General features: G+C 60.0%; 22 protein-coding genes. 10 read left to right on the forward strand and 12 right to left on the reverse strand.

Features of this window, described 5'->3' with window-relative positions; genetic code table 11:
- Positions 1-105: 105 nt before the first annotated feature.
- Complete coding sequence (locus ACR0IK_RS17495; RefSeq protein WP_480594008.1) at positions 106-1,434, reverse strand: amidase; 1,329 nt, start codon at positions 1,432-1,434, stop codon at positions 106-108.
- A 53-nt stretch (positions 1,435-1,487) separates the two neighbouring features.
- On the opposite strand from ACR0IK_RS17495, the gene ACR0IK_RS17500 reads away from it, so the two are divergent.
- Positions 1,488-2,750: an FAD-dependent monooxygenase gene (locus ACR0IK_RS17500; protein ID WP_480642486.1), complete on the forward strand. Its 1,263-nt coding sequence runs from the start codon at positions 1,488-1,490 to the stop codon at positions 2,748-2,750.
- Here the strand turns inward: ACR0IK_RS17500 and ACR0IK_RS17505 are convergent.
- From ACR0IK_RS17505 to ACR0IK_RS17520, 4 genes are all read right to left on the reverse strand, one after another.
- Positions 2,747-2,932: a Trm112 family protein gene (locus ACR0IK_RS17505; RefSeq protein ID WP_480642487.1), complete on the reverse strand. Its 186-nt coding sequence runs from the start codon at positions 2,930-2,932 to the stop codon at positions 2,747-2,749. The two genes, ACR0IK_RS17500 and ACR0IK_RS17505, sit on opposite strands and share 4 nt — an antisense overlap.
- Positions 2,929-3,570 carry an LON peptidase substrate-binding domain-containing protein gene (locus tag ACR0IK_RS17510; protein ID WP_480594013.1) on the reverse strand — a complete coding sequence of 214 codons (642 nt, stop codon included), beginning with the start codon at positions 3,568-3,570 and terminating at the stop codon, positions 2,929-2,931. Before ACR0IK_RS17510 ends, ACR0IK_RS17505 begins: the two co-directional genes overlap by 4 nt.
- A gap of 27 nt (positions 3,571-3,597) precedes the next feature.
- Positions 3,598-4,515, reverse strand: a complete 918-nt coding sequence (trxA, locus tag ACR0IK_RS17515) for a thioredoxin (protein ID WP_480642488.1) — start codon at positions 4,513-4,515, stop codon at positions 3,598-3,600.
- A gap of 76 nt (positions 4,516-4,591) precedes the next feature.
- Positions 4,592-5,380, reverse strand: coding sequence for an exodeoxyribonuclease III (locus ACR0IK_RS17520; protein ID WP_480594016.1), 789 nt, complete (start codon positions 5,378-5,380; stop codon positions 4,592-4,594).
- A gap of 223 nt (positions 5,381-5,603) precedes the next feature.
- Here ACR0IK_RS17520 and ACR0IK_RS17525 point away from each other — a divergent pair, with 223 nt between their 5' ends.
- Positions 5,604-6,059 carry a hypothetical protein gene (locus ACR0IK_RS17525; RefSeq protein WP_480642490.1) on the forward strand — a complete coding sequence of 152 codons (456 nt, stop codon included), beginning with the start codon at positions 5,604-5,606 and terminating at the stop codon, positions 6,057-6,059.
- 178 nt (positions 6,060-6,237) lie between these two features.
- On the opposite strand, the gene ACR0IK_RS17530 is transcribed toward ACR0IK_RS17525, so the two are convergent.
- Positions 6,238-6,924 carry a response regulator transcription factor gene (locus ACR0IK_RS17530; protein ID WP_170328103.1) on the reverse strand — a complete coding sequence of 229 codons (687 nt, stop codon included), beginning with the start codon at positions 6,922-6,924 and terminating at the stop codon, positions 6,238-6,240.
- Between the two features lie 161 nt (positions 6,925-7,085).
- Here ACR0IK_RS17530 and ribA point away from each other — a divergent pair, with 161 nt between their 5' ends.
- A complete protein-coding gene (gene ribA, locus ACR0IK_RS17535; protein WP_480594019.1) occupies positions 7,086-8,180 on the forward strand; it encodes a GTP cyclohydrolase II in 1,095 nt (364 codons plus the stop codon).
- Positions 8,177-8,677, forward strand: coding sequence for a L,D-transpeptidase family protein (locus ACR0IK_RS17540; protein WP_480642493.1), 501 nt, complete (start codon positions 8,177-8,179; stop codon positions 8,675-8,677). Before ribA ends, ACR0IK_RS17540 begins: the two co-directional genes overlap by 4 nt.
- On the opposite strand, the gene ACR0IK_RS17545 is transcribed toward ACR0IK_RS17540, so the two are convergent.
- Entirely contained in the window at positions 8,661-9,320 is a 660-nt protein-coding gene (locus ACR0IK_RS17545; RefSeq protein WP_480642495.1) for a YggS family pyridoxal phosphate-dependent enzyme, read from the reverse strand. The genes ACR0IK_RS17540 and ACR0IK_RS17545 overlap by 17 nt on opposite strands.
- Before the next feature lie 103 nt (positions 9,321-9,423).
- Positions 9,424-10,482, reverse strand: a complete 1,059-nt coding sequence (locus tag ACR0IK_RS17550; protein ID WP_480594025.1) for a porin — start codon at positions 10,480-10,482, stop codon at positions 9,424-9,426.
- A gap of 283 nt (positions 10,483-10,765) precedes the next feature.
- On the opposite strand from ACR0IK_RS17550, the gene ACR0IK_RS17555 reads away from it, so the two are divergent.
- The 4 genes from ACR0IK_RS17555 to holA all read left to right on the forward strand — a co-directional run bounded on the left by ACR0IK_RS17555 (position 10,766) and on the right by holA (position 15,376).
- The gene (locus ACR0IK_RS17555; RefSeq protein ID WP_480594027.1) at positions 10,766-11,251 is read left to right on the forward strand and encodes a DUF3576 domain-containing protein; all 486 of its coding nucleotides are present in this window, start codon (positions 10,766-10,768) and stop codon (positions 11,249-11,251) included.
- 72 nt (positions 11,252-11,323) lie between these two features.
- A complete protein-coding gene (gene leuS, locus ACR0IK_RS17560; protein ID WP_480642497.1) occupies positions 11,324-13,861 on the forward strand; it encodes a leucine--tRNA ligase in 2,538 nt (845 codons plus the stop codon).
- Entirely contained in the window at positions 13,848-14,351 is a 504-nt protein-coding gene (gene lptE, locus ACR0IK_RS17565) for an LPS assembly lipoprotein LptE (RefSeq protein ID WP_480642498.1), read from the forward strand. Before leuS ends, lptE begins: the two co-directional genes overlap by 14 nt.
- The gene (holA, locus tag ACR0IK_RS17570) at positions 14,348-15,376 is read left to right on the forward strand and encodes a DNA polymerase III subunit delta (protein ID WP_480642500.1); all 1,029 of its coding nucleotides are present in this window, start codon (positions 14,348-14,350) and stop codon (positions 15,374-15,376) included. Before lptE ends, holA begins: the two co-directional genes overlap by 4 nt.
- Here the strand turns inward: holA and ACR0IK_RS17575 are convergent.
- Positions 15,373-16,557, reverse strand: a complete 1,185-nt coding sequence (locus ACR0IK_RS17575; protein ID WP_480642501.1) for a TIGR03862 family flavoprotein — start codon at positions 16,555-16,557, stop codon at positions 15,373-15,375. The genes holA and ACR0IK_RS17575 overlap by 4 nt on opposite strands.
- Before the next feature lie 48 nt (positions 16,558-16,605).
- Between ACR0IK_RS17575 and ACR0IK_RS17580 the strand changes: the two genes are divergently transcribed.
- Positions 16,606-16,902 carry an HNH endonuclease gene (locus tag ACR0IK_RS17580; protein ID WP_480594038.1) on the forward strand — a complete coding sequence of 99 codons (297 nt, stop codon included), beginning with the start codon at positions 16,606-16,608 and terminating at the stop codon, positions 16,900-16,902.
- On the opposite strand, the gene ACR0IK_RS17585 is transcribed toward ACR0IK_RS17580, so the two are convergent.
- Genes ACR0IK_RS17585 through ACR0IK_RS17595 form a run of 3 tightly spaced genes read right to left on the reverse strand, consistent with a single transcriptional unit; the run spans position 16,903 to position 18,985 of the window.
- Positions 16,903-17,640 carry a VOC family protein gene (locus ACR0IK_RS17585; RefSeq protein ID WP_480642502.1) on the reverse strand — a complete coding sequence of 246 codons (738 nt, stop codon included), beginning with the start codon at positions 17,638-17,640 and terminating at the stop codon, positions 16,903-16,905.
- Entirely contained in the window at positions 17,637-18,245 is a 609-nt protein-coding gene (locus ACR0IK_RS17590; protein ID WP_480642503.1) for an enoyl-CoA hydratase/isomerase family protein, read from the reverse strand. The genes ACR0IK_RS17585 and ACR0IK_RS17590 overlap by 4 nt, the downstream gene beginning before the upstream one ends.
- Positions 18,242-18,985, reverse strand: a complete 744-nt coding sequence (locus tag ACR0IK_RS17595; RefSeq protein WP_480594257.1) for an SDR family oxidoreductase — start codon at positions 18,983-18,985, stop codon at positions 18,242-18,244. Before ACR0IK_RS17595 ends, ACR0IK_RS17590 begins: the two co-directional genes overlap by 4 nt.
- 139 nt (positions 18,986-19,124) lie before the next feature.
- Here ACR0IK_RS17595 and ACR0IK_RS17600 point away from each other — a divergent pair, with 139 nt between their 5' ends.
- Complete coding sequence (locus ACR0IK_RS17600) at positions 19,125-20,648, forward strand: DUF2125 domain-containing protein (protein ID WP_480642504.1); 1,524 nt, start codon at positions 19,125-19,127, stop codon at positions 20,646-20,648.
- The last annotated feature ends 27 nt before the right edge of the window (positions 20,649-20,675 follow it).

The raw sequence follows: 20,675 nt of genomic DNA on the forward strand, positions 1-20,675 counted from the left end.
GCTGCCTCAATATCGGGATCATTTTTGCCCCGTTTTTTTGGCAGATTACAGGCCACACCCCGCTTCGTCCAGACAAAGAGGCGCCGAATCAGGGGATTGTGGCATTCAGGCCAAAGCGGCCTCGGCTGCGGATCCAAGCCTTAACAACGCCTCTTCCGAGCCCGGATAGCCCATCATCATCACCCCGCAGCCGGGCGTTCCGGTGGGCAATGTCAGCGCGGCCAGACCCATCAGATTGCCAATCCGGGTGTTGCGCAGGGCCAGCAGGTTTTCGGCGACATAGTAGTCATGGTCGGTCATCAGCCGGTCCAGATTCGGCGGAAGGATGGGAGCGGTCGGGGCCAGAACCGCGTCAAACCCTGCGGTGGCCGCGTCCCACGCGGCGCGGCTAGCCTTCAGCTTGGACCAGGCGGCGATATAGTCGGGGCCAGAGGCGTTTTTTCCAGCGCGGAAGCGTTCCAGAATCTCCGGGTACATCGCCTCCGGGTTGGCCTCGATCACATCGCGCCACAGGCCATAGGCTTCGGTTGTATAGAGAATGCCAGACAACCCCATCGCCTCGTTCAACTCGGGCACTTCAAGGGGAACAATCTCGGCCCCGGCTTCCCGCAGACGGTCCAGCACGTCCTCGAAGGCCTTGCGCGGTGCGTCCCGCAGATCGTCTTTGGCAACGTTCTGCAGGTCCGCAAATCGGCACCCCTTCAGGTTGGCGCCACGCAGATCAGCCGGGGAACTGCCTTCCAGCAAGGCCAGCAGATGTGCCGCATCCTCGACCGACCGGGCCAGCGGGCCAGCGGTATCGAAGCGCAGGCACAAGGGTACCACCCCTTCCAGACTGACCCGCCCGGTGGTGGTTTTCAGCCCGACCAGATTGTTCCACGCCGCCGGAATGCGCACCGAGCCGCCCGTATCCGAACCGATTCCACCGGCCGCCAAACCCCAGGCCACCGACGCTGCCGCCCCCGAGGATGAGCCGCCGGACACAGCGTCTTCATCATCAATGCACGGCGGGGTTCCTGTGATCGGGTTCAGGCCCAGCCCAGAAAAGGCCAACTCACTCATATGGGTTTTGCCCAGGCAAACGGCGCCCAACGCAGTGGCGTTGCGCAAGACGACCGCGTCCGCTTCGGGCACGCGGCCTTTCAACAGCGCCGATCCGGCCTCGGTCCCGGTTCCGGCCGTATCGAACAGGTCTTTCCAGCTGATTGGCACCCCATCCAGCAGTGACCGGCGCAGGCCCAGCTTGGCGCGTTCTTGCGCCGCCTTGGCCTCGGCGCGGGCACGGTCGTGGGTAACGCGGGCATAGATCCGCTCGCGGTGATGATGCGCGTCGATGGCAGACAGATAGGTTTCAGTCAGCTCAACCGGATCGATCCGCCCCATGCCGATGCCCCGGCCCAGATCACACGCCGTCATGGTCAGCCAGTCCTGCATCCCTGCCCCCTTTGGAAAATCGTGTTCATCGGACGGTAGCGACAGGACCGCACATGGACAATCCCGAAAGGCCGCGCATATTGCGGGGCATGGAACAGAAGACCGAAATCCTGATCGTTGGCGGCGGCCTCAATGGCCCGGCCCTGGCACTGGCACTGGCGCAGACGGGACATTCCGTCACCGTAATTGACGCACTGGCTGAGAAAGTGCGCAAGAACGCAGCCTTTGACGGGCGCGCCTATGCGCTGGCGCTGGCGTCTCAGCGCCTGTTGGACGCGATCGGGGTATGGGACCACGTGGCCGAACACGCCCAGCCGATGTTGGAGATCAAGGTCACCGACGGGCACGCGGGCACAGGACCGTCGCCCTATTTCATGCATTTCGACCATGCCGAGATCGAAGAAGGTCCGATGGGTTACATGGTCGAGGATCGCCACCTGCGCCGCGCTTTTCTGGACGCCATGGCCAGGGAAAAGGGCATCACCCAGATCAGCGGCCGGATGGTCATAGCGCAAGAGGTCGACGCGCCCGGCGTAACCCTGACACTGGACGATGACAGTACTGTTACTGGCCGCCTGCTGGTCGGCTGCGACGGGCGCCGTAGCGGTACCGCCTCGCGCGCCGGCATAAAGCGCAGCGGGTGGGACTACGGCCAGACCGCACTGGTCTGCGCCATCGAACACGACCTGCCCCATCACGGTATCGCACACCAGTTCTTTATGCCCCCCGGCCCGCTGGCCATCTTACCGTTGACCGGCAACCGCAGCTCGATCGTCTGGAGCGAACGGACTGAAACCGCACAGCGCATCGACGCCCTGCCCGAGGCCGAATATCTGCAGGTTCTGCGCCCACGGTTCGGAGATTTTCTAGGAGATATACGCCTGCAGGGAGACAGGTTCACCTACCCGCTCAACCTGACCATCGCCAATTCATTCATTGGCGACCGCTTAGCTCTGGTCGGAGACGCGGCACACGGCATGCATCCTATCGCCGGTCAGGGTCTGAACGCCGGGCTCCGCGACGTAGGCGCGCTGGCCGAGGTGCTGACGCTGGCGGGGCGGCGCGGTGAGGATATCGGCTCGGTCCAGGTTCTGGAACGCTATCAGGAATGGCGCCGCTTCGACACGGCCGCGCTGGCCATGGCGACGGATGTGTTCAACAAGCTGTTCTCCAACGACAACCCGCTGCTGCGTGCTGGGCGCGATATCGGGATGGGGATCGTCGGCTCTCTGCCCGGATTGCGTCGCGGCTTCGTGCGCGAGGCCGCCGGACTGACCGGAGACCTGCCGAAACTGCTGCAAGGTCGCTCAATTTAGTCGAGCGTACGCGCCTCGTCGACCAGCATCACCGGAATCCCATTTCGTATCGGAAAGGCCAGATTGGCGGCCTTCGAGATCAGCTCTTGCTTTTCAGCGTCGTATTGCAGCGTGGTATGGGTCTGCGGGCAGATCAGCGCCTCAAGCATGTGGCGGTCAAAGGGGTGTTCGGGGTCGGTCATTGCAGTTTTTCCTCGTTCGTTCCGCCGCGCATGGCGAATTCTATCAATGTCACCAAAGTCTCGCGCCGGGTGCGCAGGCACGGGGCCTCAAGCAGTGCCTGTTTCTCTTCGGGATCGAAATCCAGCAGCATCGACAATGAATTCACCAGCAGCTCATCATCGGCGTCTTTCAACGTATCCCAATCCGTCGACAGCTGACGCGAGGCAAAGAAACGTTCCAGCAGGCAAAGAAACTGCGAACGATCAAAGCCTTCGTCCAGCTCGGCCTTGCCCAGATCGCGGTCAAACCCGCCCCATGACACGGCGCAGCGCCGATAGGGCGTAAAGGCGTCCAACTCTGACGTGATGCGAAACCTGGAAATACCGGTCAGCGTGATCAGATAACGGCCATCCTCGGTTTCTGAAAACTGCGTCACCCGCCCGGCGCAGCCGATCCGGTGCAGTTTGTCTTCATTGCTCTGACAGGGGTTCGGCTGCACCATGCCAATCAGACGTTCCTGCGTTTTCAGCGCATCGTCCAACATTTGCAGATAGCGCGGCTCGAATATATGCAGCGGCAGGCGAGAACGGGGCAGCAACAGCGCCCCGGGCAATGGAAAAACGGATACCGTTTCCGGCAGATCAGCGGGATGCATCATGTATCCGAGTGTAGCCCTGATCCCGAATTAGGCAAATATCATCGAGCTGAGCTTGCGGCGACCGTTCAGAACAATCGGATCATTGGGCTTGAGCGCGTCGAAAACGGTAAACAGTTGCGCTTTGGCGGCGCCGTCATTCCATTCACGGTCGCGTCGGAACAGTTCCAACAGCTGCGCAACAGCCTCTTCCACATCGCCATTGGCGTGCAGTGCCTGCGCCAGATCGAACCGTGCCTGATGGTTGTCGGGCTCTGCCTCAACCGTAGTGGTCAACTCGGCCACGGGGCCGGCATCTGCGGCCTGCTTGGCCAGCTCCAATTGCGCGTGGGCGGCTTCCAACTCGGCTGCGGTGGAAATCTCGGCTGGTGCACCGTTCAGGATTGCCTCGGCCTGTTCCAGATCACCGGCCGCGATATGCGCACGCACCAGCCCGCCATAGGCTGTGGCATTGTTCGGATCTTCGCCCAAAATGGCAGCAAAAGTCTGAGCCGCGTCAGTGGCCGCGCCTTCTGCCAGCATTTCTTCGGCGGCCTGAATGGCGTCGTCCAGTTGCCCGCCGGGGCTTTCACCGCCCGCGGCCTCGATCACACGGTCGACAAACGCCTTGATCTCGGACCCCGGCACTGCACCCTGAAACCCGTCTACGGGCTGGCCCTTGAAGAACGCGTACACGGTCGGGATCGACTGGATGCGCAGTTGCGCGGCGATCGTCTGCGCCTCGTCCACGTTGATCTTGACCATCTTCACCGCACCCTTGGCCGCGGTCACGGCCTCTTCCAGCAGCGGCCCGAGCGTCTTGCAGGGGCCACACCAGGGCGCCCAAAAATCGACGATGACCGGAGTAACCTGAGAGGTTTCGACCACGTCGGCCATGAACGTGGCCTCGGTTCCGTCCTTGATCAGATCAGTTGCCTCGGGGCTGGCAGCAGCGTTCAGAAGGTCCATGGCATTCACTCTCCGGTTCGAACTCGCGCCCTATATGCAACCGCTTGTTGCAGAAACCAAGGGCCGAGTTACGCAATTACAGGTCAAAACTGGCAAAAACAGGGGCGTGGTCGCTGGGCTTCTCCCACCCACGTGCGTCGCGCAGGATACGGCTGGAATGCCCCGCGTTCGAGATATCGGGCGTGGCCCAGACATGATCCAGCCGCCGCCCCTTGTCGGCCGCGTCCCAATCACGCGCACGATAAGACCACCAGCTATAGAGCTGCCCCTCGGGAATATCCTGGCGGGTGATATCAACCCAGCCGCCCGCATCCTGGGTTTCGGCCAGCGATTCGACTTCGATCGGTGTGTGCGAAACGACCTTGAGCAGTTGTTTGTGCGACCAGACGTCATCCTCACGCGGGGCGATGTTCAGATCGCCGACCAGAATGGATTTTTTCGGCTTTTCCGCATGGAACCAGTCGCGCATATCGGTCAGGTAATCGAGTTTTTGACCGAATTTCTCGTTCTTCTCGCGATCCGGCACATCGCCGCCCGCCGGAACATAGAAATTGTGGATCGTTACACCATTCTCCAACCGCCCTGCGATGTGGCGGGCATGACCGAGACCAGCAAAATCCTTGTCGCCCACCTCCTCCATCGGCAGGCGCGACAGGATGGCGACGCCATTATAACCCTTTTGCCCGCGCGCGATCATGTGGGTGTAGCCTAGCTCCGCAAACCCCTCCGTGGGGATCTTTTCGACCGGAGACTTGCATTCCTGCAGACACAGAACATCCGGCGCCTCTTCCTGCAGCAATTTCAGCACGATGGGCTCGCGCAGGCGGACCGAGTTGATGTTCCAGGTGGCAAGGGTAAAGGGCATGGGGGATTCCTCTGTCGCGGTTGGCGCAGACTAGCGTGGCGTTTCGCCCGGCACCATGGGAAATGACAGAGACAATCATGTTTTGAAACTCGCGCCAAGGCGAGCGCTCTGAACGCAATTTTTCCTTCATGAAGCGTGGATGAATTTACCTTTATGTATTAACGCCCGCATAGAAATCGAAGTCTCCACCCCCAACATCTATGGAAAGAAAATGGAGGAGATCATGACCAGACTTAAGACACTTGGCGCCGCCGCACTTGCCAGCACCTTTGCTTTTGCCACCCTTGCGGCCGCCGAAAACGCACCCGACCTGCGCGGAATCTGGAATGGCACCCACACAGTTGCCGCCCTGCCCAACGAACACAGCGACGGGGCACCGCGTTTCAACCAGTCCGAATGGGTTCTGGAGATAAAAGAACAACAGAACAATGCATTCTGGGGTACCAGCAAATGGAGCCGCATCGGTTCTGATCGTTGGAACGAAGGTCAGGTAACCGGAACAATCAGCCGCGATGGCTCAGGTACGATTTCCATGGTCGAAAGTCGCATTGGCGAAGACCGCAAAGTGAACGGTCTTATTGATGCCACCTTTGAAGATGGCAAAATCTATGCCGATTTCCGCAGTCTCCGCAGTGGCATGACCTACGGCACTATCCTGGAGAAAGAAGGAACCAGTTAACCCATTCCCCGAGGTGGCAGATTCGCTTTCTCTTCAACCAATATAAAGAAAAAAGCCGGGCCATCAGGCCCGGCAGTCCAACAGGGAGGTGCATGTCATAACCCGGACATGCGCGGGTTGGGAGCAATCTAATTACACATCCAGAGTATCACTTTGATCCACGTCAATCCACAACCAGTTAAGAGACGAGCCTATATCCACCCGATTCTGTGACCAAAAGGCGCGCATTGGACGGATCGGGCTCAATCTTCTGGCGCAGGCGATAGATGTGCGTTTCAAGTGTGTGGGTGGTGACCCCGGCGTTATAGCCCCAGACCTCGTGCAACAGCACGTCTCGGGCAACGACGCCATCGGTCGAGCGGTACAGAAACTTGAGAATGTTGGTTTCTTTCTCGGTCAGCCGGATTTTGCGATCGTCTTCGGTGATCAGCATCTTCATCGCAGGCTTGAACGTGTAGGGACCCAGAACAAACACCGCGTCCTCGGACTGTTCATGCTGGCGCAGTTGCGCCCGGATACGGGCCAGCAGGACCGGAAACTTGAATGGCTTGGAAACATAGTCGTTGGCACCCGCATCCAGACCCAGAATGGTATCCGCGTCGCTGTCATGGCCGGTCAGCATCAGGATTGGGCTTTTGACGCCTTGCTTGCGCATCAGGCGGCACAACTCGCGCCCGTCAGTATCCGGCAGGCCGACATCCAGAATGACCAGGTCATAAATCGCTTCGCGCGCACGCTCCATCGCGGATGCCCCGTCATGGGCTTCGAACACGTCGAAGTCCTCGGTCATCACAAGTTGCTCACTAAGCGCCTCGCGCAGGTCTTCGTCGTCATCCACCAGCAGGATTTTCTTGAGCTGAGCCATGTGCGGTCCTCCTAAGCCTTTTCCACCACTTGCGCGCGGAAGATGCAATCAACAAGGTTTGCTGCAATGGTTTCACGCCCTCGTGTCTGAGGCAGAGGAAATGTTTCACATTTCCGTCTTATCAGGCTACAGGGAGGCCGGATGGTTACAGGGTAACACAGATGAGTCTTGTCCCGGATATTTCAGAATTGCTGTCGCGGGCCCGCGCGGATCTGCGTATGGGCGTTCCAGTTGCCCTGACCGATGACAGCGGTTTCAGCGTACTGGCCGTTGCTACCGAGACACTGAGCGCCCAGCGGCTCGCTGATCTGCGCGGCCTTGGCGGCAACCCTGCGGTCGCCGTCACCGTGCGCCGGGCCGAGACGCTGAAGGCGCGGGCCTATGACGGTGATCTGGCCCGGGTGATCATCCCGGCAGATGCGGATATTGGCTGGGTTCAGGCCGTAGCCGATCCATCGGACGATCTGAACGCACCAATGAAAGGCCCCCTGATGACCGAGCGTCAGGGTAACGCCAACCTGCACCGCATCGCCATCGCCCTGACCAAATCCGCACGCCTGCTACCTGCGGCGGTTGTTCTTCCCATCGAGGATGGGCGCAACTTTGCCGCGACACATGGCCTGACATGCATCGACCACACCCGCGCCGCGCCGCATCTGGCGGATCGCAGCGCACTGCATGAAGTGGTCGCGGCGCGCCTGCCGATGGAAGTCTCCGAGGCAGGACGGTTGCATGTGTTTCGTCCCGAGGACGGCGGTGAAGAGCATTATGCCGTCGAAATCGGTCGCCCGGATCGCGGCAAGCCGGTTCTGGCGCGGCTGCATTCGGCCTGTTTCACTGGTGACCTGATGGGCAGCCTGAAATGCGATTGCGGGCCTCAGTTGCGGGGCGCGCTGGCACAGATGGGCTCGGAAGGAGCCGGGGTGCTGCTGTACCTTAACCAAGAAGGTCGGGGGATAGGTCTGGCCAACAAGATGCGCGCATATTTCCTGCAGGATCAGGGGTTTGATACGGTCGAAGCCAACCACCGGCTAGGCTTTGAAGATGATGAGCGTGATTTTCGCCTGGGCTCAGATATCCTGAAATCGCTGGGATTCAACTCGGTTCGGCTGCTGACCAACAACCCTGCGAAAATCGTCATGATGGAGAAAACCGGGATCGCCGTGACGGAGCGCGTGCCCCTGAAAGTGGGTGAAACAGCCCACAATCGGGGATACCTGGCGACCAAGGCGGCCAAGTCTGGGCACCTGCTGTGACGCCTGACGACCTGGTACTGACCCCGCGCGGCGTGCGGTTTGCCGGCCGGGTCTTTCCCTGTTCGATTGGCAAGGGCGGGTTGGCACGCTCGAAGCGCGAGGGGGATGGTGCGACACCGATGGGTACGCATCACATCGTCGGGATGCTGTACCGGCCGGACCGGGTTGCGAAACCAGCTGAGTGGGCGATTCCCATCGGTCCGTGGGACCTGTGGTCGGATGACGTGCGGGACCATCACTATAACCACCTCGTCTCCGCACCCTATGCCTTCAGCCATGAAAAGCTGCGCCGCGCCGATCCCCTGTATGATCTGGTGCTGATCACCGACTGGAACTGGCCCAATGCCGTGCCCGGCCACGGATCGGCAATCTTTATTCACCAGTGGCGCCGCCCCGGTTATCCGACCGAGGGCTGCGTTGCATTCCGCCGCGACCACCTGCGTTGGATCGCCAGCAAGGTGGCTCCGGGTGCGCGGTTAATTATCCCTCCGGCTTGATCCGCTCACCGAATATGGCGGATCCCACGCGCACATGCGTTGCGCCAAGTGCGATGGCCCGTTCGAAATCTCCGCTCATTCCCATCGACAAGCCCTGAAGATCGTTGCGCTCGGCAATCTTGGCCAGAAGGGCAAAGTGCAGCGAGGGTTCCTCGTCAACCGGTGGAATGCACATCAGGCCCTGAATCGGCAGGTCCAGTTCCCGGCATTCGGCGATAAAGGCGTCCGCGTCGGCAGGCAGGATACCGGCCTTTTGCTCCTCCTCCCCGGTATTGACCTGAATGAACAACTCCGGGCAGGAACCAACCTCCTGCGCCAGCCGAGCCAGTGTCTTGGCCAGCTTGGGCCGATCGACGGAATGGATGGTGCTGAACAAGTCTATCGCCTGCCGGGCCTTGTTGGTTTGCAGCGGTCCTATCAGGTGCAGATCGACATCCGGGTATCGCGCGGTGAAGCCCGGCCATTTGCCTACCGCCTCTTGCACCCGGTTTTCACCGAAACACCGGTGTCCCTGATCCAGAACGGCCTGCACACGCGTGTCCGGTTGCACCTTGGACACCGCGATCAGTTTGACGGATCCCGCGGCCCGCCCCGCAGCAGTTTCGGCTTTGGCGATTCGGACAGTGATTTCTTGCAGCGACATTGGTTTCCTCAATCTGCTTTCCGCGCAGAAAAACACCATGTCGGCACAAAAGAAAAGGGCAGGTCCGAGGACCTGCCCTAAAACCTTCCGGTTTCAGATCAACTTAGAAGTTGAACTGTGCACCGAAGTCAGCTTGGATGCGGCTGTCGTCGCAGATGTCGCAGTCGTTGACGCCGATACCACCGCGCAGCGATGCACCGCCGCCCAGGTCGTAGATGGCACCGATTGCGACTTCTTGTGTGTCAGCGTCGGCATTACCGTCACCGTAGGTGAACAGCAGGGTGGTTGCGGCGCCCAGGTTGTAAGCAGCCGACAGACCCCATGCGGTGCCGTCAGTTGCGTCAACTTCTGTCGCGTCGTCTGCAACAAACAGGGTACCGTTGAAATCACCCCATTCGCCACCCAGGGTCAGAACGGTCAGGCTCGGATCGCTACCACCGCCCGGCAGATCGGTTTGACCATAGGCCACAGCAGCAGTGATGTTGTTGAAGGTGTAAGTTGCGCTTACGTCCCAACGGTCAGCGTCCTGCGGGTTGCCGTTGATGGCCACAGTCTGCTGGTCATACGATGCGCCGAAGGCGAAGTCGCCAACCGCGTACTGGAAGAACACAGCGTTCGAACCCGGGTTGTCGCCCGAAACATAGCTCAGGAAGCTATAGTCAACGCCCGAGTACTGACCTGCGAACAGTTCCAGACCAACTTCGTTACCGTAGTAGTTTGCCAGGTTGTCGAACGAACCGGCGACGTTGCCGGCGTCAACGCGCAGACCACCGTAGATAACCGAGAAACGTGCGCCGTTCAGACGAGCGTTGTTGGCTTCACCGTTGGCCGCGTTTTCGTCGGCTTGCATACGAACACGTGCTTCAAAGCGAACGCCACCGTCGGTTTCGGTGAAACCGTCGATGTTCAGACGGAAGCGCGAAACCAGGATCGCGTCGTCGGTGTCGACAACTGCAGTGTTGGTGGTGGTGATAACACCGGTGTTCACGGCACCGCCAGTGGTGGTGGTGGTACCGGTTACGAAGTTGGTAACAGCACCGGCACGGTCTTCCAGGTAGCCGATACCAAAACGGCCGTAACCGCTGAAGTTAATTCCGGAGTCAGCCGCTGCGACACCTGCGGTCGCGATCAGAGCGGTCGATGCGAAGAGAACTTTTTTCATCTTGTTTCCCTCGGTTTCAAAAGTTTTTCTACTCGACACATGCCTCAGCACATGTCTCAGCACGGGAACCGTTTCGCTCTTTTTGCCCCTGACACGCAAGCTTGGCATAAATGAATGGATCGCATTGGCATAAAATTGGTGCAAGGATGCCACAGTCGGTTTTGAGGGCTGGAACGGGGCCAAACCCACGCGAATGCGACAATAATAGGGTTGTTGCGGATCCGGTCCTTGTCTAGGAGTAACATCTGACAACGTAGACCAAAGTGAACAGGACCAGTCGACAATGCGCCTGCAGACGATTTTCGGTTTGATCATAGTGACTGCTGCCGTGTCGGCCTGCGGACAGAATCGGGCCACGCCGACCGAGTACAACCCGAATCTGATTGGTGGCAATACCGAAGAGCGCGAGCTTAACGACCCAGAGCGTTCGACCATCTGGGATGTGTTCAACACCGCCAATGCCGAACAAATTACAAATGTGAATCGCTACCTGTGGGCTGCATCGCTGGATGTGCTGAACTTCCTGCCCGTTCAGGAGGTCGATCCGTTTACCGGCGTGATTGTAACAGGTTACGGCACACCTCCGGGTGGCGGACGCCAATACCGTGCGACCGTTCACATCAGTGACCCGGCGCTGGCGGCGCGCTCTTTGTCAGTGTCGCTGCAGACCAGTGGCGGCGCTCCGGTCAGTGCGGCTACGGCGCGCGCGGTCGAAGATGCGATCCTGTCCCGTGCCCGCCAGCTACGCATCGCGGACAACAAGTTCTAGCAACCCGCCGAAAATCACACTAATACCACGCCGGGTTCCTACCCGGCGTTTTCATTCACGAAGGACCGCACGATGTCTCGCTACTCGGCCAACGAAATCGAAGCAAAATGGCAAGAGGCCTGGGACAAGGCCGGAATCTTTACCGCCAACCGCGCGGCGGACAAACCGAAATACTATGTGCTTGAAATGTTTCCCTACCCCTCGGGCCGAATCCATATGGGGCATGTGCGCAACTATACGATGGGCGACGTGATCGCGCGGCACAAGCTGGCGACCGGCCACAACGTACTGCACCCGATGGGCTGGGATGCGTTCGGGATGCCTGCGGAAAACGCCGCCATGGCCATCGGCGGTCACCCCAAGGACTGGACCTATGGCAATATTGCCGACATGCGGGGGCAGATGAAGCCGCTGGGCCTGTCGATCGACTGGTCGCGCGAGTTCGCTACCTGTGACCCGGAGTATTATGGCCAGCAGCAGGCGTTGTTCCTGGATATGCTCGAAGCCGGGCTGGTTTATCGCAAGAACGCCGTGGTGAACTGGGACCCGGTCGACATGACCGTTCTGGCCAATGAACAGGTGGAAAACGGTCGTGGCTGGCGTTCAGGCGCCTTGGTGGAGCGGCGTGAGCTGACCCAATGGTTCTTCAAGATATCCGACTATTCCGAAGAGCTGCTGGACGCGCTGGACACGCTGGAGAACTGGCCTGCCAAGGTGCGTCTGATGCAGGAAAACTGGATCGGCAAGTCGCGCGGCCTGCAGTTCGGGTTCGAACGCACCGACGGAGGTGAGCCAATCACTGTCTATACGACTCGCCCCGATACGCTGCTGGGCGCGTCTTTCGTCGGCATCTCGCCGGACCACCCGATTGCAAAGCAGCTTGAAGCGGAAATCCCCGAAATTGCTGATTTTGTTGCCGAATGCCGAAAGGGCGGCACCACAGAAGAAGCCATCGAAACGGCTGAAAAGCTGGGCTATGACACCGGGATTCGCGTCAAGCACCCGCTGGATCCGAATTGGGAACTACCGGTCTGGATCGCCAACTTCATCCTGATGGATTACGGAACCGGCGCGATCTTCGCCTGCCCGGCGCACGATCAGCGCGACCTCGACTTCTGCCGAAAATACGGGTTGCCCGTGGTGGACACCTTCTTTGCTCTGGCCGATGAGACACCGGTCGACAAGATCGCATTCGTCCCACCGAAGACCGAGAAAGTTCGCTGGGTGAACCACTTTGCCGGTCTTACCGAGGCGACCGGCGAAGAAGCAATCAACACCACTGTCGATTTCGCTGAAAAAGCAGGTTGGGGCGAAGGCGTAACCAAGTACCGACTGCGCGACTGGGGTCTGTCCCGTCAGCGTTACTGGGGCTGCCCGATTCCCGTCGTGCATTGCGAATCCTGCGGTGTCGTACCAGAGAAAAAGGAAAACCTGCCGGTTCGCCTGCCCGACGATGTCAGCTTTGACAAACCCGGCAACCCGCTGGACCGCCACCCGACCTGGCGCGATTGCGCGTGCCCATCCTGTGGTGCGCCCGCCAAGCGCGAAACCGACACTATGGACACGTTCGTCGATTCGTCGTGGTATTTCGCCCGTTTCACCGCCCCACGCGCCGAAACACCGACCGATCTGGGCGAGGCCGAATACTGGATGAATGTCGACCAGTATATCGGCGGCATCGAGCACGCGATTCTGCACCTGCTCTATTCCCGGTTCTTTGCACGCGCGATGAACATTACCGGCCACCTGCCGAAAAAGGCGATCGAGCCGTTCGATGCGCTGTTCACCCAAGGCATGGTGACGCATGAGATTTACCAGACCCGCGACGCCAATGGCCGTCCGGTCTATCACCTGCCCGAGGATGTGACCGACGGCAAACTGGCAGACGGCACCGAGGTCGAGATCATCCCCTCGGCCAAGATGTCGAAATCCAAAAAGAACGTGGTCGACCCGGTCAGCATCATCTCGGCCTTTGGCGCCGACACTGCGCGCTGGTTCGTGCTGTCCGATTCGCCGCCCGAGCGCGATGTGGAATGGACCGCTGCGGGTGCAGAAGCAGCCTATAAACACCTGAACCGCGTCTGGAACCTCTGCGACAAGATCGGCGCCATGGACCCCGATGCCAAAGGCGAAGGGGATGAAGACCTGCTGCGCGAGATGCACAAAACCATCCGCGACGTGACATTGGGTGTTGAAAGCTTTGGCTTCAATGCAGCCATCGCCAAGCTTTACGCCTTTACCAACACGTTGGCAAAATCCAAGGCTGGTGCTGCGGCTCAGAAGCAGGCGATCAAGACACTCGCGCAGCTGATGTCGCCAATGACACCGCATCTGGCCGAAGACATCTGGGCGCATCAGGGTGGTGAAGGCCTGGTCGCGGTCGCGCCGTGGCCGGTCGCTGATGAGGCAATGCTGGTCGACGACACCGTCACTCTACCGATCCAGATCAACGGTAAGCGCCGCGCGGAAATCAGCGTCGCCAAGGATCTGGCCAAGGATGAGGTTGAAAAAATCGCGCTCAGCACCGAAGCTGTACAAAAGGCGCTGGATGGCAATGCGCCGAAGAAGGTAATTGTTGTCCCGGGCCGGATCGTGAATGTCGTTGTTTAATCGCAGAACCCTGTTGTTGATGCCGCTGGCTTCCTGTTTTCTGGGGGCCGCCTGCGGCTTTGAACCGGTCTACGCACCCGGCGGTTCCGGCGCGGCCCTGAATGGTCAGGTCGCCGTCTCGGCCCCGAATTCGGTCGACAGCTATATGCTGGTCCAGAATTTGGAACAGCGTCTGGGCCGCAGCGCAAATTCGGGCAGCGAGTATAATCTGGATGTGAACGTTTCGACCGCATTCCGGTCGGCTGCGATCACCACGACGAACGAGACCAACCGGTACACAATAGAAGGCAGGGCGAACTACGCGCTCAGATCAAATGCGACCGGTCAGGTCGTTGCATCCGGCACGGTAAACAGTTTTGTCGGTTATTCGGCCGCCGGATCGACCGTGTCCACGCTGGCCGACGAACGCGATGCCAAAGAACGGCTGATGGTGATTCTGTCGGATCAGATCATAGCCGAGCTCTACGCCGCGCCGGGTCTTGGCACATGAAGCTCAGCCCGCGCGAGGCTGAGGGGTATTTTGCCCGACCAGACGCCGACAAGGCCGGGCTGCTGATCTACGGCGCGGATGCGATGCGCGTGGCGCTGAAACGGCAACAGGTTCTGGCCGCCCTGCTGGGACCCAACGCCGAAGAGGAAATGCGCCTGACCCGTATGCCGGGCGCGGATTTGCGCGGTGATCCGGCCCTTTTGTTGGACGCGGTCAAGGCGGTCGGATTCTTCCCCGGGCCGCGTGCCGTTTTTGTCGAGGACACCACAGATGTGGCCGCCGCTGCGATTCTCGCTGCGTTCGAAGACTGGGCTCCGGGTGATGCCCAGATCATCGTCACTGCCGGGCAACTGAAGCCCAGCTCGAAAATTCGCAAGGCGTTCGAGGCGCATCCGGCGGCCCATGCGGTCGGCATCTATGATGATCCCCCTTCGCGCGGTGAGATCGAGCGGATTCTGACCGAGGCCGGGTTACAGAGCATTCCCCGTGATTCGATGTCAGCACTTGCAGAGCTGGCCACAGGGATCAGCCCTGGAGATTTCGCGCAAACCATTGAAAAACTGTCCCTCTACAAACGCGGTGACAATTCGGAACTGACCATGGAGGATATCGAAGCCTGTGCCCCCCGCTCGACCGAGGCGGGGTTGGACGATGTTCTGAACGTGGTCGCCGAAGGCCGTGCGGGCGAGATCGGTCCGCTGATCCGGCGTCTGCAGTCGCAGGGCACCAACGCGGTCAGCCTGTGTATCGGTGCGACCCGGCATTTTCGGACTTTATACGCCTGTGCTTCCGACCCGGGCGGGGCAGCGCAGGGCATCGGCAAGCTGCGACCGCCGGTCTATGGCAAACGCCGCGACCGCATTTTGCGGCAGGCGCAGGGTTGGGGCGCACCGAAACTGCAAACCGCTCTGACCGTTCTTACCGATACCGACCTGTCGCTGCGGTCGGCGGGCCAAACCGCCCCCGCAATGGCACTGGTCGAACGCGCCATGATCCGCCTGGCGATGCTGGCGCGGTCACGTTAACCGGCGCGGTTCAGCCAGTCTGCGGCGGAGCGCCCGGCCCATTTCCCGGTCGCCATGCAAGCGGTCAGCAGATACCCACCGGTCGGGGCTTCCCAGTCCAGCATCTCCCCGGCGCAGAACACTCCGGGCAAAGCGGTCAGCATCAGCCCGTCGTCCAATGCGGATCGCCTGACACCGCCTGCCGTTGAAATTGCTTCATCCATCGGACGAAGACCCGCGTGGCGGATCGGAAGATGCTTTAGTGCATCACCCCAGTGCGCTTGAGGCAAAGCACTAGCCTTGGCCATCTCGTGAAACAGCGCAACTTTTTGCGGCGGCAGACGGAGCGACTTTTTCAACCATTGCGACAGCGTGGTTTTTGAACTTTTCGCAGCCAATCGTTCTTGCAAAGATGACGCGTCCAGATCAGGCACCAAATCAACGAAGAAATCAACGCCATCACGCAGGGCCGGCGTTAGAGAGTACAGCCCGCCCCCCTCAAGCCCGGTCGCCGATATCGTGGCTTCACCGCGACTGTCCAGTTCCCCGGCCATCCACCGCACCGATTTCAGCGCCGCACCGAAATGAAGCTGCATGTGAGGGCTCCAATCGACGGACAGGGCCGAGTTCGAAGGCGCAAACGGTTCGAGCTCCACACCTTTTTCTTGCAAGATTTGCGCCCACTGGCCATCAGACCCCAGCCGCGCCCAGCTGGCCCCACCCAGCGCAAGCACGGTGACATCCGGTGTGATCGCCTGCCGTCCTTCCACTGTCTCGAACAACAGCGCATCGCTGTCCCAACCCTGCCAACGCCAGCGGCTTCTGATCTGTACGCCTGCACCTTCAAGCCTCCTCAGCCACGCGCGTAACAAAGGCGAGGCTTTCATCACCGTGGGAAACACCCGCCCTGTCGAACCGGTAAACACGTCCTGCCCCAGCCCCCGCGCCCAGCCCTGCACACCGGCGGCGTCGAACGTGGCAATAATCGGACGCAACCAGTCCGACGCCGCACCATAGGCCTGAAGAAAGATCTCGAACGGCTCATCTTTGGTCAGGTTCAGTCCCGACTTCCCGGCCATCAGAAACTTGCGAGCGACCGAAGGTTTGGCCTCGGCCACCAGCACATCATGACCCGCAGCGGCCAGTTCCTCTGCCGCCATCAGGCCCGCGGGCCCGGCCCCAATTACCACTGCCTGCGCCATTGCCGTCCTCTTGCCTTCCACGCCATCTGGCGCAAATTAGTCCCTGCCATGCCGACCAGTGATCCAATCTGCCCACTTTGTGACCGCCCCATCCCGGATGGGGGTGGCAGCCTGCACCATCTGATCCCAAAACTCAAAGGGGGCAAGGGCGGACCTACGGTTTTGCTGCACATTATCTGCCACAAAGAGGTGCACGCCACCTTGTCTGAGGCCGAACTGGCACGCGAGTTCAATTCGGTTGAGTCCCTGCGCGCCCACCCACGGCTTGAGAAATTTCTGAACTGGGTCCGAAAACGCCCACCCGGGTTTCGGTCGAAAGTGCCGGGTAAGCGGCGCGGTCGGTGATCAGCCGGGCCGCACCGGGTCACCAAAGGCATCGCGGAGAGAACTCGTCAGACCCTGCACCTCCAACCCTCGATAATCCGGTGCCGGAGCAAACTGCGCGCCCGCAAGATGTTGAAATTCCAACGTGGTATAGGGACGTTTCCACAGCCATTCCCGGTTTTCAACCGACCAGAGATCTGCATTCGGCGGCACCTCATCGGTGAAGGCATAGAAATGCAGGTCAAAACCGTACTGGTCCACATCCTGCACCGACAAAAGGCGCATTCCCAGCGCGCGGCAGAACGCATCCTCGGCGGCGATATCGCCGGTGCGCAAGGTGATCTGGCCGATACAGGCTTTGGCGAAAGGCTTGCCCGGGTCGGCGACATTTTCGGGGCGGTTGCCCTTGAAATCATGTTGCAACAGCTCGATCACAAAGCCCTCGGGGTCTTTCAGGTGGCACATATACCCGATGTCGAGGAATTGTTTCGGGTTCGAGACTTCAACTCCTTTTTGGTGCAGATACGCGGTGGCCAGATCGACATCCGGCACGGTGATACCGATCTTCCAATACCTCTGCCCGCCGTCATGGGTATAGCCCCCCCCGCCTGGCATCAGCAGCAGGTCGGCGTCCTGCCCGCCATAGCCAACGCGGCTGTTTGACCCCTGCGCCCGCCCCGTCATACCCAGAACGTCCGCGTAAAACGCGGTCAGCCGGTCCGGATCAGCGACACGTAGCAGCACAGCAGACAATCTCATCGGCACATCCTTGCAATACCGGTGGCAATCCGGGGGTTGGCGGCCAGACTGTCCACCACCAGTTCATGCGCCGTTGGCATCAGCCTGTCAGGCTCAACCACGCGGTCGACCAGACCAAAGGCATAGGCCTCATCCGCGCCTATCTTCTGCCCGCCCATCAAAACCATCTTGGTCCGCGCCGGGCCGATCAATGCGGCCATGCGCACCGGGTCCGACGGTTGCGGCAGAAAACCCAGCTTCATGACCGGATAGAAGAACTTTGCCTGCGGAACCGCGATCCGAATGTCACAGGCCAGCACCATCCCATTAGCCCCGCCCGCAAGCGTTCCGTTCAGGGCTGCGACCGTCAGACACGGCAGGGCGGCGATGGCACCCGAAAGCCTCTCCCACACGTCCGAGGTTGCTAGACCAGCGCGCGCCTCGTCCAAATCGGCCCCGGCGCTGAATACATTGCCCGCACCGGTCAGGATCAAGGCGCGCGCCTCGGTCGCGGACTCGGCAATCTCGGCCAGTTCGGTCAGCATCGCTTCGGTCAAGGCGTTGGCCTTTTGCGGATTGTTGAGCGTGACGGTCCATAACCCGCCTTCCTTGGTCAGTTCGATCACGTCAGCCCAACCCTTTGCCGGATATCCTCGCGCCGAAGCGAGATTTCGGTGCCCAGGAAATCGTCCGCATCCGCCGAGCACATCCACAACAGCGCCCGCGCGGGCCAATCGACGGGGATGTGATCGCTCCAGTCCAGTTGGCTGACCGCGTTGATACCGCTGGCCTTGATGACACGCTGCATATCCGTGGCCACGGTGCCCGGCGACAGCCCCATGGCGCGGATGCCGTGAATAGATTCCTCAAGATGCAGGCATTCGGTTAGCATCTTGGCGCCTGCTTTTGAGGCGCAGTAATGGCTCCACGCCTCAATCGGGTTGGACGCTGCGCCCGAGGACACGGTGATCACTGTGCCCCCACCTGCGGCGCGCATGACGGGCAAGGCCGCGCGCATCCCGTAGAAAACGCCCTTGAGGTTGATGTCGATGGCCGCGCTCCAGGCCGCGACATCGGCGTTGGACAAATGGAAGATCGGATCGATGACGCCTGCATTTCCAATCAGAACGTCCAGCCCGTCGAACCGGTCGACACAATCGGCAACTGCCTGTTCGACCTGCACGAAATCGCTGACATCACATTGCAGCGCGATGGCGTTTTCGCCCAGCGCGTCCGCCAGCGCCCCGATCTGATCCCGGTTCCGCGCCACCAAAGCAACATTTGCCCCGGCTGCGGCAAATACGCGCCCCGCCTCGGCTCCAATGCCGCGGCTGGCCCCTGTTATCAGTACGGTTTTCCCCTGCATACGATCCCTGTAGCTCCGTTGTTTTGAGATTGTGTGAATCTCTACCGCGCCAAAGGGGAACGGGTCCAGCCCTTGCCCCTTGACGCCCGGCCCCACAGACACGACGATGCCCGCAAAATTGATCAAGAAGGGTTCTCAAATGTCCGTTTTCGTTCGCCGCAGCTGCGGCGCAGTCTTGGCTTATGCCATTGTCACTCAGGGCGCGCTTGCCGATGTCACCGCGCAGCAGGTCTGGGATGATTGGAAGGCCTATATGACCCAGATGGGATACACGGTTTCTGCAGAACAATCCGTGTCGGGTAACGTAACCACCATCACTGATATGAAAATGGTAGTGGAAGTTCCGGATACCGAAGGTGGTTTCCAGATGACCATTCCCCAAATGACGCTGACTGAGAACGGCGATGGTACGGTCAATATCGGCGTGCCTGAAAGCTTCCCTATGACTTTCTCCGGCGATGAAGAAGACAGCTCGTTCTCTGTCGATGTCGAATACTATCATGATGGGTTGGAGATGGTCGTTTCGGGTGACCCGAAAGACATGACCTATGATTATTCCGCACCCACTTTGGGCGTGAAGCTGGCGAATCTGACAGTCGATGGCGACACCATGCCAAGTGACGTTCTGGCTTTGGATGTCAAACTGACCGAAGTCGCAGGTAGCTCGCAGATGAAAACTGGCGAAAACCGCGAGGTCGATCAGAAATTCACCGCCGCAGGATTGGTATACGATCTGGCGTTCAAAGACCCGGAAGGATCGGATGACGGCAAAATCGACGGTTCGATGAACGATCTGGCCTTTGAAGGCACCAGCGTGATCCCCTCGGATTTCGATGGCGCTGACCCCGCGAGCTTTTTCCAGGGTGACACATCATTCTCGGGCCTGTTTACCTATGGTTCGGGCAACACGGCCATTGAAGGGACCAGCGAAGGCGAAGCGTTCTCGATGGGTAGTGAATCCCAAGGCGGGCGTTTTGGGGCCAGCCTGGATGAACAGCGCCTTGCTTATGACATTGAGCAGAACAGCGCAAAACTGGCGGTGACTACGGCTGACCTGCCGTTCCCGATCGAAATCGCCATGGCCAAGTCCGGTCTGAGCTTTGAATTTCCGCTGAAGCAATCCGAAGAAGAGCAGCCCTTCGGGTTCGCGTTGAACCTAACGGATTTCACCATGTCGGACGTGTTGTGGAGCATTTTCGACCCGGCCGGTGAATTGCCGCGTGATCCTGCGACCATCGCGCTGGACACCACCGGCACAGCCAAGGTGTTGACCAACTTCTTCGACCCTGCCTCGATCGAAGCGATGGAGGAATCCGGTGAAGCGCCGGGTGAGCTGAACTCGCTGAAGATCAACGAGTTGCTGGTATCTCTGGTCGGCGCGAAACTGACCGGCGACGCAGACTTTACCTTCGACAATTCGAACACGGAAGAGTTTGATGGAATGCCCGCACCGGCGGGCGTGGCGAACCTGAAGCTGGTCGGCGCCAATGCGCTGATCGACAAACTGATCGGTATGGGCCTGGTCGAGGAAAGCGACGCGATGGGCGCCCGGATGATGATGGGTCTGATGGCGGTACCGGGGGATGAGCCTGACACGCTGAACTCGAAAATTGAGTTCACCGAAGACGGTCAGATCTTGGCCAATGGGCAACGCATCAAATAAAACCGGTCGGGAAGGCGGTTTGACTGC

This window comes from Ruegeria sp. BF7 (assembly GCF_056538605.1).